We start from the raw sequence: 12,098 nt of genomic DNA, 5'->3' as shown, positions 1-12,098 counted from the left end.
TCCTCAACGGGCCCCGGAGCAAAGCGCGTCTCGACGGAAACGCTTGTTTGCTCCAGCCCCCTGTTTCGGCGCGTCGTTGCGATTCTTGCCGAATTCCGTCAAATCGCAAAACACTCTCGCGCCCGGTTCCTAAACCCCAGATAAACATGATGCCATGGACGCGCTGTATCGCAGAGCACCTTTCTGCGTGAATGCACCGCACAATACGGGCTTTCCCCGCACCCGCCACCCCGCTATAAGGCTGCCCCTTAGGGGTTATGGTCACGGCTCGGCGATCGAATCCAGCCATGTCCCTGGAGCAAAGCGCGTTTAGACGAAAACGCTTGTTTGCTCTCACTCTTTAGTTAGACGCGTCTTTGCGATTCTTGGCGATTCCGCTAAATCGCAAAACGCTTTGAGCAAATTCCCCGAGGCCCATTCATGGCTCTCATCGGGAAACTCTGCTTAGTCGTTGTATCGCCCATGCCGAAGGTCGCCACCGTCTTTCGGCACAAGGTTCTAGCGGGGTCAGCCATGCGCAACGCGTCGATCGAGCGCGTCACCAATGAAACGTCGGTGTCCGCAACCGTCGAACTCGACGGCACCGGCAAGCACGACATCGCCACCGGTGTCGGCTTCTTCGACCATATGCTCGACCAGCTCGCCCGCCATTCGCTGATCGACATCAGCGTGCGTACCAAGGGCGATCTGCATATCGACGACCACCATGCCGTCGAGGATACCGGCATTGCCCTGGGGCAGGCCATCCGCAAGGCGCTGGGCGACCTGAAGGGCGTCACGCGTTATGCCGATGCCTATCTGCCGATGGACGAGACGCTGACGCGCGCCGCCATCGACATATCTGGCCGCCCCTTCCTGGTGTTCAAGGTCGATTTCCCGCGCGAGAAGATCGGCACCTTCGATACCGAACTGGTGCGCGAATGGTTCCAGGCCTTCGCCATGAATGCCGGCATCACGCTGCATGTCGAAACGCTCTATGGCAGCAATGCCCATCACATCGCCGAAAGCTGCTTCAAGGCGCTCGCTCGAGCCCTGAAGTCGGCTATTGCCATTGACCCACGCCTGGAAGGCCAATTGCCGACCACCAAGGGCAAGCTCGGAGGCTGAGACGATGCCGAGCTGGTTCGTGTTCGAGCCTGCCAAGACCGCTCCCGGCACGCTGGCGGCGGCCGACAAATCCGTCTTCGTCAAGGATGGTTTCAGCCTCGGCGCCTTCCTCGTCACGCCGGTCTGGCTGTTGTGGCGCAAGATGTGGCTGGTGTTCCTGGCCTGGCTGGCGCTGCAGGTGGCGCTCGCCGTGCTGACAACGATGCTGTCGCTGGACCAGCGCGCAGCCGGGATCGTCTCGCTGCTGGTCAGCCTGTGCTTCGCCCTTGAAGCGAATGCCCTGCGCAGTTGGACCATGCGCCGGCAGGGCTGGCGCTTTGCCGGCATCGCATCCGGCCAGAGCCTCGACGAGGCCGAACAACGCCATTTCGAGGGACGGTCCATCGCCTCCCCGAACCCGCCAGCATCAGGCCAGGTGCTGCCTGGCCATGAATTCCCCGGCCCCTGGTCATCAGCCCTTGGCCAGAGCAGCGGTTCGCCGGGCGTGCTCGGCGTCTTTCCCGAACCGTATGGAACAAAGCCTTGATCGCAACCATCATCGACTATGGCTCGGGCAATCTGCACTCGGCCCGCAAGGCCTTCGAGCGCGCCGCGAGCGAAGCCGGGCTGGCCGCCACCATCGAGGTGACCAATGATCCCGAACGGGTTGCCAGCGCCGATCATGTCGTGTTGCCGGGCGTGGGCGCTTATGCCGACTGCAAGCGCGGGCTCATCGCCGTATCCGGCATGATCGAGGCTCTCGGCCATGCCGTCACCGTCAAGGGCCGCCCGTTCCTCGGCATCTGCGTCGGCATGCAGTTGATGGCCGAGCGCGGGCTCGAATTCGAGACCACGCAGGGCCTTGGCTGGATCGGCGGCGACGTCAAAGCCATCCAGCCTGCAAATCCAATCCTCAAAGTGCCGCATATGGGCTGGAACACGCTGTCGGTCCGGCGGGAGCATGCGCTCCTCGCCGGCATCCCGACCGGTCCTTCCGGCCTGCACGCCTATTTCGTCCATTCCTATCATCTGGCGGCAGCCGATCCGGCCAATGTGATCGCCGAGGCCGATTATGGCGGCCCGGTCACGGCCATGGTCGGCCGCGCCAACATGGTGGGAACCCAGTTTCATCCCGAGAAGAGCCAGGCTCTCGGCCTGGCTTTGATCGCCAACTTCCTGCGGTGGCGCCCGTGATCCTCTTTCCCGCAATCGATCTCAAGGAAGGGCGCTGCGTGCGCCTCATCCAGGGCGACATGGCCCAGGTCACCGTCTTCAACGACGATCCGGCCGAACAGGCGATCGCCTTCGAGGACATGGGCTTTTCCCATCTCCACGTCGTCGACCTCGACGGTGCCTTCGCCGGCAAGCCGATGAACTCGGCCRCCGTGGAGCGCATCCTCGCCGCCTGCACCATGAAGGTGCAACTCGGCGGCGGCATCCGCGACATGCGCACGGTGGCCGCCTGGCTCGACAAGGGCATCGCGCGCGTGATCATCGGCACGGCTGCCGTACGCGATCCCACCTTCGTCAAGGAAGCCGCCAAGGCCTTTCCGGGGCAGATCGCCGTGGGCCTCGACGCACGCGACGGCCTCGTCGCGGTCGAGGGTTGGGCCGAGGTCTCCACAGTGACCGCCGAGGAAATCGCCAAGCGTTTCGAGGATGCGGGTGTATCAGCCATCATCTACACCAACATCGCCCGGGACGGCATGCTCAAGGGCATCGACTGGGACGGCACCCTGGCTCTGGCCCGGGCAGTCTCGATCCCGGTGATCGCCTCGGGCGGTCTTGCCTCCATTGCCGATGTCGAACGCCTGGTCCAGCCCGATGCCGCCCTGCTGGAAGGCGCCATCGCCGGGCGCGCCCTCTATGACCACCGCCTGGACCCGCAGGAAGCCCTCGCTTTGCTGAGCAGGGTGGCCTGACGTGCCAGCGAAGCACGTGATTTTCCTCTATAATTCTGTCATGGTGCCGGCAACGGCCCGCAGTCCCGGTCAAGAAGGTCGATGCTCAAAGCCCGCGTGATCCCCTGCCTCGACGTCAAGGACGGCCGTGTCGTCAAGGGCGTGAATTTCGTCGATCTCATTGATGCCGGCGATCCGGTCGAGAGCGCGCGTGCCTATGACGCCGCCGGCGCCGACGAATTGTGCTTCCTCGACATCGCCGCCACCCATGAGAACCGCGGCCTGCTGCTCGATGTGATCAGCAGGACCGCCGAGGCCTGCTTCATGCCGCTCACCGTCGGCGGCGGCGTGCGCGCGGTCGAGGATATCCGCCAGCTCCTGCTCGCCGGTGCCGACAAGGTCTCGATCAATTCGGCGGCCGTGGCCGACAGGCAATTCGTCGCCCGCGCGGCCGAGAAGTTCGGCCAGCAATGCATCGTCGTCGCCATCGACGCCAAAAGAGTTTCTGCCGAAGGCGAGGCGCCCCGCTGGGAGATCTTCACCCATGGCGGGCGCCGCCCGACCGGCATTGACGCCATCGCCTTTGCCGAGGACGTGGTGCGGCTGGGCGCCGGCGAATTGCTGCTCACCTCCATGGACCGCGACGGCACCAAGATCGGCTTCGATCTCGATCTCACCCGCGCCGTCGCCGACAGGGTCGGCGTGCCGGTGATCGCCTCGGGCGGTGTGGGAACGCTCGAACATCTGGTCGAGGGTGTGCGCGACGGCCATGCCAGCGCGGTCCTCGCCGCCTCGATCTTCCATTTCGGTACCTTCTCGATCCGCGAGGCCAAGACCTATATGGCCAAGGCGGGCCTGCCGATGCGCCTTGATGGACAAGTGGGGAATTCGATCGGAGACGATCGCATTCCCAACATGACTCAAAATAAGGAGACGCGTTTTGCGATCTAACCAGATCGCAAAACGCTATTGCGGCATGAGCTTTTCGCTGAACGATCTCGAAGCCCGGGTGGCGGAGCGCGCCAAGGCGCCGCCGGAGCAGTCCTGGACGGCCAAGCTGCTGGCGGGCGGGCCGCCGCGTGCCGCCAAGAAGTTCGGAGAGGAGGCAGTGGAGTTCGTAATCGCCCTCACCGAAGGCGATGAAGGCCCGATCGTCTCGGAGGCCGCAGACGTGCTCTATCATCTGCTCGTTGGCCTCAAGGCACGCGACATCCCGCTGGCGTTGGTCCTGCAGGAACTCGAGCGGCGCACCGGGCAATCAGGCCTTGCCGAAAAAGCGGCCCGTCCGAAGTGACGCCAATCAATTGAGGGGGCAGGCAAACGCCATGGATCAACTCGTGAAGTCGCCGGTCTCCCCCTATTCGGTATTCACTCGCAGCGAGTGGGCCAAGCTGAGGGCCGACACACCCATGACCTTGACGGCGGCCGAGCTCGACCGCCTGCGCGCCCTCAACGACCCGGTCTCGCTGACCGACGTCGAGGAAATCTACCTGCCACTATCGCGCCTGCTCTCACTTTATGTCGCGGCGACGCAGGGCCTGCATCGCGCAACCCAGCGCTTTCTCGGCACCCGCGACGGCAAGGTGCCCTATCTGATCGGCGTGGCAGGCTCGGTCGCGGTCGGCAAATCGACCACCGCCCGCGTGCTACGCCAATTGCTGACGCGCTGGCCGAACACGCCGAAGGTCGACCTGATCACCACCGACGGATTCCTGTTTCCGAATGCCTTCCTGCGCGAGCACGGGCTGATGGAGCGCAAGGGCTTTCCGGAAAGCTACGACACCCAGCGCCTCCTGCGCTTCTTGGCCGACATCAAGGCGGGCCAGGGCAAGGTCACGGCGCCGGTCTATTCCCATCTCGTCTACGACGTGGTGCCGGGCGAGATCGTCACGGTGGACCAGCCCGACATCCTGATCGTCGAAGGGCTCAACGTCTTGCAGCCGGCTCGCCTTCCCCGCGACGGCAAGGCGATCCCCTTCACCTCCGACTTCTTTGACTTCGCCGTCTACCTCGACGCCGAGGTACCGCTGCTCAGGCGCTGGTATGTCGAGCGTTTCATGACCCTGCGCGAGACGGCCTTCCGCAACCCGCTCTCCTTCTTCCACAAATATGCCGACCTGACCGAGGCCGAAGCCCTGGAGACGGCACTTGGCCTGTGGAGCCGTATCAACCAGCCCAATTTGATCGAGAACATCCTGCCGACCCGCCCGCGCGCCGATCTGATCCTGCGCAAGGGAGACAGCCACGACATCGAGCAGGTTTCGCTCCGGAAGTTGTGAGCCCGAGGATAGTCTCAGGGCGCCCGGGCTCCGGCCCTCTCGGTGAGAAAGGTCGCCAGGGCCGCAAGACCGAAAGCCGCGCCTACCGCGCAGATGCCGGGCCAGCCGGCCGCGATCCAGGCCACGCCCGACAGACCCGATCCCACCGACGTGCCGATGAAAAACAGGCCGGTGAACAGGCCGTTGATGCGCCCGCGCGCCTCCGGCTGCAGCAGGTTGATGGCGCGGCGCCCCAGAGTCTGGTCGCAGACGACGCCGAGGTCGAGCAGGATGGCGGCGGTGGCCAGCACCGCCAGGGCGACGGGCGACGAAGGCGGCGATGCACTGCGGGTCATCAGATCGCCGCCGATCTCGGCCAAGGCCATGGCGCAGATCACGGCGCAATGAGCGAGCAGAGTGGCGCAGCGCGTCCGGCCCCGGTCCCCGGCCCGTCCGGCCAGCGGCGCCACCACGGCACCGGCCGCACCCGCCAGCGCAAACAGGGCTATCCCCGTCTGGCCAAGCCCGAAGGGCGCCTCGGCAAGGCGCAACGCCACCGAGGTCCAGAACACGCCGAACGCCCCCATGCACAAAGCCTGATAAAGCGCCCGCCGCTGCAGCACCGGTTCCTGTCGCAGGATCGTCCACAATGAGCCTATAAGGCCGAGATAGCCGACGCCACCGGCCGGCCGGCGCTGAGGGATGATGAAGGCCAGGCTCGCCGCCAGCAGGGCCACCAGGATGGCAAGGCCGCCATAGAACCAGCGCCAGCCCGCGATCTCCGCCACGAGGCTGGCGGACGGTCGCGAGACCAGGATGCCGAACATCAAGCCACTCATCACATTGCCGACCACCCGGCCGCGCTGGCTCGCCGGGCTCAATTGCGCCGCCGCAGGCACCAGCATCTGGATGGCGCTCGCCGTCAGCCCCGCGACATAGCAGGCGCCGAGGAAAAGAGCCGGCGTCGGCGCGCAGGCGACCGCAGCCAGGGCCAGCACGTCGACGGCCAGGGTCGCCACGATCAGCGCCCGGTTCTCGACGATGTCGGTGAGCGGCACCAACAGAAACAGGCCGCTGGCATACCCCAGCAAGGTGAGCGTGGTGACGAGCCCGGCTTCGGCGGCATCGAGGCCGAAGGCCGGGCCGATCAGGCCGATGAGAGGCTGCGAGGCAAACAGGCCGAGAACGACGATGGCGACAGCAGACGCGAACAGCAGGGTCAGGCCGGCGGACAGGCCGTCAACCGGTTCGGCGGGCGCCTGCGCCATTCCGGCGGTCGAGGTGGAGGGCATGATGCTCTTTCCCAATGAGAAAATCGGGTCGCAGTTTGCATCCATCCGATTAAGGTGATAATTGCTATTATTCTTGAATAATTATTCCTTTATTCGTGATAATATGGCGAGCCTTGAGCAATATGAAGCCTTTGTCGAAACGGTCGAGCGCGGCAGCCTGACGGCAGCGGCACATCATCTCAACCGCTCGCTGCAGGCGGTAAGCCGGGCGATCGCTACACTCGAGGCGGAATTGGGCGTCGAGCTCATCCGGCGCACCACGCGTCGCCTGCAGACGACGCCGACCGGGATGCTCCTGCGCGAGCGGTTGCGCGCGGCCCTGAAGGACATCGACGATGCCCGCTCGCAGGCCCAGCGCGAGGGGCAGCGCATCGCCGGCCTGTTCCGCATCAGTGCCTCGATCCATTTCGCCGCGCAATTCGTCGTGCCGACCGCCGTGGCCTTCGCCCAGCGTTATCCGGAGGTCGAGATCGAGTTCGTGCTGGACGACGCCTTCTCCCATCTCATCGAAGAACGCCTGGACGTGGCGATCCGGGTCGGCGATCTCGGCGCTGCCAGCCTGCGGTCGCGCAAGATCACCCAGTTGCGCCGCGTGGTGGTGGCCGCGCCGGCCTATCTGATGCAGCATGGCCGGCCGCGCCTGCCGGCCGAGCTTGCCGCCCACCGCTGCGTCATCCGCACCATCGGGCCGGAGGGCGATGCCTGGCCGTTCATGATCGGGGACCGGCTCGTGCGCATCCCGGTCAAAGGCGCGATGAAATGCAACGATGCCGCCGCGGCCAATGCAGCCGTCGCCCTCGGGGCCGGTATCGGCATCGCCCCGCTCTGGCAGGTACGACGGGAAATCGACGATGGTCGCCTGGAAGTGCTGCTCCCCGACTACGAGCCGCCGCCGACGCCGGTGAGCGCCGTGTGGCCCGCCCAGGCCGGCACGCCGGCCCGAACCCGCCTTTTCGTCGAGATGCTCGCCCACCGGCTGACGGGCGAGCGGATCTGAGAAAGATGCTCTCGACGATGGGCTGCGTTCCCCATCCTGCGGATGGACGAAGCCCCCTGGTTCCGCCATGATCCCGGCAATTCTGGAACCAACGCCAGATTCCCGGCAGTCATTGGGAGCGCTTCATGGAGACCAGCACCGGCACGGCAGCCGTTCATCGTCCGCTCGACCTCGATCCGAAGCGGGCGGGACGCCTCGATCGGGCGCATTATGGCGTCATTGACATCGGCTCCAATTCGGTCCGCCTGGTGGTCTACGACCAGCTTGGCCGCGCCCCATTGCCGCGCTTCAATGAAAAATCGCTCTGTCGTCTCGGTGAAGGGCTGGCCCAGACCGGCCTGATCTCCGTCGAGGGATTCCAGCGGACGGTCGAGGCCGTGCGACGTTTTCGCGCCGTGGCCGATGCCATGGGCGTGGCGCGCCTGGATGCCACCGCGACGGAGGCGGTGCGCCGGGCCGAGAACGGCAAGGATCTGGTCGAGGCCATTCGCGCGGAGGCGGGCGTCGATGTCCGCATCCTCAGCGGCGCCGAGGAGGCGAGATTTGCGGCGCTTGGCGTGATCTCCGGCTTTCACCGGCCCGTCGGCATCGTCGGCGATATGGGCGGGGGCAGCCTGGAGCTCGCCGCCGCCCTGGATGACCGGGTTGGCGAGGACTGGGTCAGCTTCCCCCTGGGGGCCCTGCCGGTCGAGGCGCTAATGCAAGGCCCGGACGATGCGAAACGGCGGATCGATGCACTGCTGAAGGAGAAAACGCCCGCCTCCTTCCTGAAACAGCCGATCTTCTTTGCCGTCGGTGGGGGATGGCGGACACTCGCCAAGGCCCATATGGCACTCAATGCGGCGCCGGTTCCCGTGGTACATGGCTATCGCCTCCCGGCGACCGAGGCCCGGGCCTTTGCCAAGACGCTGCTGCGCCTGCCCCTGGCCAAGATCGCTGAATTGCCGGGCATATCGCGTCGGCGCGCGCGAACCATGCCTGCCGCCGCCTTGGTTCTGGACCGCGTGCTCAAATATCTGGCGCCGGACGAGGTGGTATTCTCGGCCCTCGGCCTGAGGGAAGGCTGGCTCTACTCGCAGCTCGACGCCGAGGAGCGCTATCTCGATCCCTTGGTCGAAGGCGCCCAGCTGATCGGGCTGCCGGGTTCGCGCGTGCCAGACTTTCCTCCCGCTCTGGTTGCCTGGACCGCCGGGCTGTTCCCGGACGAGAGTCCGGCCGAAAAGCGCCTGCGCGTGACCTTGTGTGCGCTCTCGGACCTCGGCTGGCGCGACCATCCCGACATACGGGCGGAAGAAAGCCACCGCCGCGTGCTGCAATTTCCCTTCATCGGCCTGGATCACGCCGAGCGGGCCTTCCTCGCCGTCGCGCTTCACGCCCGTCACGCCGGCCGGCTCGATGCGCCCTATCTCGCCGGGGCCTTGAAGTTGCTGTCCCCGGCGGATCGTCGCCGCGCCGAGATCCTTGGACGGGCTTTGCTGGTGGCCTACCGCTTGTCCGGCGGCACGCCGGCCGTGCTGGCCAATTCACGCCTCTCCATCGGCTCCAACCGCCTCCGCCTGGAAGTCGGCCGTTCGGCCCGCGTGCCGGACAGCGAAGCGGTGAGCGAGCGCCTGTCCCTGCTGGCCGCCGCGGCCGGGGTCAAGTTCTCGGAGATCACCGAACTCGCCCAAGAGGGTTGATCGGCTTCGCCAGGCGTCTCACTTCAAGGTTCTTGTTCCGATAGATCACAATTCTTGACTGGCTCGCGGCTGGTCGCTGTGGGAGAAAATCCCTCGAAGGCGCAGAGGGTAGCGAATTCCAGCTCCGAAGGAGCGCCTCCCACGCTTGTCTTGTTGCACCGGCTGACTATAGTCGCGCGCGATTTTCGTCGCCGGGTTCCCTGCCCGGTGCCATCCCAACCCGAAGGCTCTTTGATGTCTCAATCCGTCAAGAAGGTGGTGCTCGCCTATTCCGGTGGCCTCGACACCTCGATCATCCTGAAATGGCTGCAGACGACCTATAAGTGCGAGGTCGTCACCTTCACCGCCGATCTCGGCCAGGGCGAGGAATTGGAGCCGGCGCGCCAGAAGGCGCTGCTGCTCGGCATCAAGCCTGAGAACATCTACATCGAGGACCTGCGCGAGGAATTCGTGCGCGACTATGTCTTCCCGATGTTTCGTGCCAATGCCCAATATGAAGGCGTCTATCTGCTCGGCACCTCGATCGCCCGCCCGCTGATCGCCAAGAAGCAGATCGAGATCGCCGAGAAGACCGGCGCCGACGCCGTCTGCCATGGCGCCACCGGCAAGGGCAACGACCAGGTGCGCTTCGAGCTCGGCTACTACGCCCTCAAGCCCGATGTCACCATCATCGCCCCCTGGCGCGAATGGGACCTGCGCTCGCGCGAACAATTGATCAAGTTCGCCGAAGAGCACCAGATCCCGATCGCCAAGGACAAGCGCGGCGAGGCGCCCTTCTCGGTCGACGCCAACCTGCTGCACTGCTCCTCCGAGGGCAAGGTGCTGGAGGATCCGGCGATCGAGGTGCCCGATTACGTCTATTCGCGCACGGTCAATCCGGAAGATGCGCCGGACACCCCTACCGTCATCACCATCGACTTCGAGAAGGGCGACGCCGTCGCCATCGACGGCGTGAAGATGAGCCCGGCCACCCTGCTCGCCAAGCTCAACGAACTCGGCCGCATCAACGGCATCGGCCGGCTGGATCTCGTCGAGAACCGCTTCGTCGGCATGAAGTCGCGCGGCATGTACGAGACGCCCGGCGGCACCATCCTGCTGCCGGCCCACCGTGCCATCGAGAGCATCACGCTCGACCGCGGCGCAGCGCATCTCAAAGATGAGCTGATGCCGAAATATGCCGAGCTCATCTACAATGGCTTCTGGTTCTCGCCCGAGCGCGAAATGCTGCAGGCCCTGATCGACAAGAGCCAGGAAGCGGTGACGGGCTCGGTGCGCCTCAAGCTCTACAAGGGCGGCGTGCATGTCATCGGCCGTGAGAGCCCCAACTCGCTCTACAGCCAGGACCTCGTCACCTTCGAGGAAGGCGCCGTGGCCTATGACCACCGCGACGCCGCCGGCTTCATCAAGCTCAACGCCCTGCGCCTGCGCACCCTCGGCAGCCGCAAACGCAAGCTGGGCGTCTGATCCGGTTCGCATCAAGTTTGAAATTGCTCACTGCCCTTCCCCACCCAGGGAAGGGCTTTTTATTTGTCAAAGCGCTTCAGATCGACAGCATCCAAGCCCAGCGGAACGATAGCGTGTTAACTTTGATGCATTGCAGCAAATAATTTCTGCGCCGCAAGATGAACCCTTGAAGTAAAATGAGTCCCTTTCTTTCGATCACCCCGACGAATGCTCTGTGATGATACGATCTCATATCAAAGATCGCATTGATTAATCGTAATACAATTGCAATGATCGTGCCTGTTGGTCCTCCAGAGACCGGAACACGAGCAAGGCACCCCCATGATCAGGAAATTCGTCTTGGCTGTTGCCGGCGCGATATTGGCGCTGGCTGCCTCTCTCCCGATGGCGCAAGCCGCCCCGAAGACATTCTACTGGATATCCCATGGCGGTCCGGCCGACCCGGTCTGGACCTATTTCCTGGCGGGCGCCAAGCAATGGGCCAGTGACACCGGCAACACGGTCAACACCTCCTTCCACAATGGCGACGTCGCCTCCCATCAGGAGGCCGTGCGCGCGGCGATCGCGGCGGGCGCCGCCGGCATCGTCACCACCAGCCCCGATCCCGGCAGCCTGATCAAGGTGGTCGAGGAAGCCAACGCCAAGAAGATCCCGATCATCAATTTCAACACGCCCGACCCCCAAGCCCAGTTCGGTGCCTATGTCGGCGGCGACAACGTCAAATTCGGCGCGGCCTGGGCCCAATATCTGGTCGACAAGAAGCTGGTGAAGGCCGGCGATTTCGTTTGGATGCCGGTGGAGATCCCCGGCGCCACCTATGGCGTGCAGGAGGAGCAGGGCATTTCCAGCGTGTTCAAGCCGCTCGGCATCACCTGGGAGATCACCGAGGCCACGCTCGACCAGGCCGAAGTCATCTCGCGCATGACCGACTACCTCACCACCAACCGCAAGAAGATCAAGGCGATCATCGGCCTGGGTGACCTCGTCACCGGCTCGATCAAACGCGTGTTCGACCAGGTCGGCGTCAAGCCCGGCGAGATCCCGGTCGTCGGTTGGGGCAATTCGCTCGACACCACCCAGGAAGTGCTGAACGGCTATGTCAACGCCGCCCAATGGCAGGATCCGCAGGCGACCAGCTATATCGCTCTGTCGATGGCGGCCATGGCGTCAAGCGGCATCCGCCCCGGCTTCAACGTCATCACCGGCGCGCTCTACGAGAAGGATGCCGCCCAGCAATATGACGACATCCTGAGCGGCAAGAAATAGGGCATTCACAGGCGCGGACGGCCGGGAATGGCTGTCCAGCGCGGTGGCCTCTTTTGATATCGTAGGAGACACGGACCGTTGTCATGCCCGGGCCTGACCCGGGCATCCAGGAGGCCGGGCCACCGCCTGCGCGGCAGGTTGGATTGCCGGGTCAA

General features: G+C 64.7%; 12 protein-coding genes. 11 read left to right on the top strand and 1 reads right to left on the bottom strand.

The window, feature by feature from the left end; all coding sequences use genetic code 11:
• The first annotated feature begins 513 nt into the window (after positions 1-513).
• The 7 genes from hisB to coaA all read left to right on the top strand — a co-directional run bounded on the left by hisB (position 514) and on the right by coaA (position 5,266).
• Positions 514-1,107, top strand: coding sequence for an imidazoleglycerol-phosphate dehydratase HisB (hisB, locus tag AB4037_RS07095; RefSeq protein ID WP_441771017.1), 594 nt, complete (start codon positions 514-516; stop codon positions 1,105-1,107).
• A gap of 4 nt (positions 1,108-1,111) precedes the next feature.
• On the top strand, positions 1,112-1,633 hold the full coding sequence (locus AB4037_RS07090) for a DUF2628 domain-containing protein (RefSeq protein WP_441771016.1): 522 nt from the start codon (positions 1,112-1,114) through the stop codon (positions 1,631-1,633).
• A complete protein-coding gene (gene hisH / locus AB4037_RS07085) occupies positions 1,630-2,280 on the top strand; it encodes an imidazole glycerol phosphate synthase subunit HisH (protein ID WP_441771015.1) in 651 nt (216 codons plus the stop codon). The genes AB4037_RS07090 and hisH overlap by 4 nt, the downstream gene beginning before the upstream one ends.
• Positions 2,268-3,008, top strand: a complete 741-nt coding sequence (hisA, locus tag AB4037_RS07080) for a 1-(5-phosphoribosyl)-5-[(5-phosphoribosylamino)methylideneamino]imidazole-4-carboxamide isomerase (protein ID WP_441771014.1) — start codon at positions 2,268-2,270, stop codon at positions 3,006-3,008. The genes hisH and hisA overlap by 13 nt, the downstream gene beginning before the upstream one ends.
• 81 nt (positions 3,009-3,089) lie before the next feature.
• Positions 3,090-3,938, top strand: coding sequence for an imidazole glycerol phosphate synthase subunit HisF (hisF, locus tag AB4037_RS07075; RefSeq protein ID WP_441771013.1), 849 nt, complete (start codon positions 3,090-3,092; stop codon positions 3,936-3,938).
• 25 nt (positions 3,939-3,963) lie between these two features.
• Complete coding sequence (locus tag AB4037_RS07070) at positions 3,964-4,281, top strand: phosphoribosyl-ATP diphosphatase (RefSeq protein ID WP_441771012.1); 318 nt, start codon at positions 3,964-3,966, stop codon at positions 4,279-4,281.
• Between the two features lie 31 nt (positions 4,282-4,312).
• On the top strand, positions 4,313-5,266 hold the full coding sequence (coaA, locus tag AB4037_RS07065; protein ID WP_434958534.1) for a type I pantothenate kinase: 954 nt from the start codon (positions 4,313-4,315) through the stop codon (positions 5,264-5,266).
• A 14-nt stretch (positions 5,267-5,280) separates the two neighbouring features.
• On the opposite strand, the gene AB4037_RS07060 is transcribed toward coaA, so the two are convergent.
• Positions 5,281-6,537, bottom strand: a complete 1,257-nt coding sequence (locus AB4037_RS07060) for an MFS transporter (protein ID WP_441771011.1) — start codon at positions 6,535-6,537, stop codon at positions 5,281-5,283.
• Positions 6,538-6,640: 103 nt separating this feature from the next.
• Here AB4037_RS07060 and AB4037_RS07055 point away from each other — a divergent pair, with 103 nt between their 5' ends.
• The 4 genes from AB4037_RS07055 (at position 6,641) to AB4037_RS07040 (ending at position 11,943) form a co-directional block, all read left to right on the top strand.
• Positions 6,641-7,534 (top strand): LysR substrate-binding domain-containing protein, encoded by an 894-nt coding sequence (locus AB4037_RS07055; RefSeq protein WP_441771010.1) that lies wholly within the window; start codon positions 6,641-6,643, stop codon positions 7,532-7,534.
• A 125-nt stretch (positions 7,535-7,659) separates the two neighbouring features.
• Entirely contained in the window at positions 7,660-9,213 is a 1,554-nt protein-coding gene (locus tag AB4037_RS07050) for a Ppx/GppA phosphatase family protein (protein WP_441771009.1), read from the top strand.
• 234 nt (positions 9,214-9,447) lie between these two features.
• Positions 9,448-10,677: an argininosuccinate synthase gene (locus AB4037_RS07045; protein ID WP_441771008.1), complete on the top strand. Its 1,230-nt coding sequence runs from the start codon at positions 9,448-9,450 to the stop codon at positions 10,675-10,677.
• 384 nt (positions 10,678-11,061) lie between these two features.
• Positions 11,062-11,943 carry a substrate-binding domain-containing protein gene (locus AB4037_RS07040; RefSeq protein WP_441771189.1) on the top strand — a complete coding sequence of 294 codons (882 nt, stop codon included), beginning with the start codon at positions 11,062-11,064 and terminating at the stop codon, positions 11,941-11,943.
• The last annotated feature ends 155 nt before the right edge of the window (positions 11,944-12,098 follow it).

It is taken from the genome of Labrys sp. KB_33_2, assembly GCF_052114505.1.
GTDB lineage: Bacteria > Pseudomonadota > Alphaproteobacteria > Rhizobiales > Labraceae > Labrys.
The sequence above is the reverse complement of the archived record's forward strand: the minus strand, read 5'-3'. Positions and strand labels throughout refer to the sequence as shown.

What these genes read in the sequence shown, in the direction of transcription:
- hisB (WP_441771017.1), top strand. Translation starts at nt 514, where the DNA reads ATGCGCAACGCGTCGATCGAGCGCGTCACCAATGAAACGTCGGTGTCC.
- AB4037_RS07090 (WP_441771016.1), top strand. Translation starts at nt 1,112, where the DNA reads ATGCCGAGCTGGTTCGTGTTCGAGCCTGCCAAGACCGCTCCCGGCACG.
- hisF (WP_441771013.1), top strand. Translation starts at nt 3,090, where the DNA reads ATGCTCAAAGCCCGCGTGATCCCCTGCCTCGACGTCAAGGACGGCCGT.
- AB4037_RS07070 (WP_441771012.1), top strand. Translation starts at nt 3,964, where the DNA reads ATGAGCTTTTCGCTGAACGATCTCGAAGCCCGGGTGGCGGAGCGCGCC.
- coaA (WP_434958534.1), top strand. Translation starts at nt 4,313, where the DNA reads ATGGATCAACTCGTGAAGTCGCCGGTCTCCCCCTATTCGGTATTCACT.
- AB4037_RS07060 (WP_441771011.1), bottom strand. Translation starts at nt 6,537, where the DNA reads ATGCCCTCCACCTCGACCGCCGGAATGGCGCAGGCGCCCGCCGAACCG.
- AB4037_RS07055 (WP_441771010.1), top strand. Translation starts at nt 6,641, where the DNA reads ATGGCGAGCCTTGAGCAATATGAAGCCTTTGTCGAAACGGTCGAGCGC.
- AB4037_RS07050 (WP_441771009.1), top strand. Translation starts at nt 7,660, where the DNA reads ATGGAGACCAGCACCGGCACGGCAGCCGTTCATCGTCCGCTCGACCTC.
- AB4037_RS07045 (WP_441771008.1), top strand. Translation starts at nt 9,448, where the DNA reads ATGTCTCAATCCGTCAAGAAGGTGGTGCTCGCCTATTCCGGTGGCCTC.
- AB4037_RS07040 (WP_441771189.1), top strand. Translation starts at nt 11,062, where the DNA reads ATGGCGCAAGCCGCCCCGAAGACATTCTACTGGATATCCCATGGCGGT.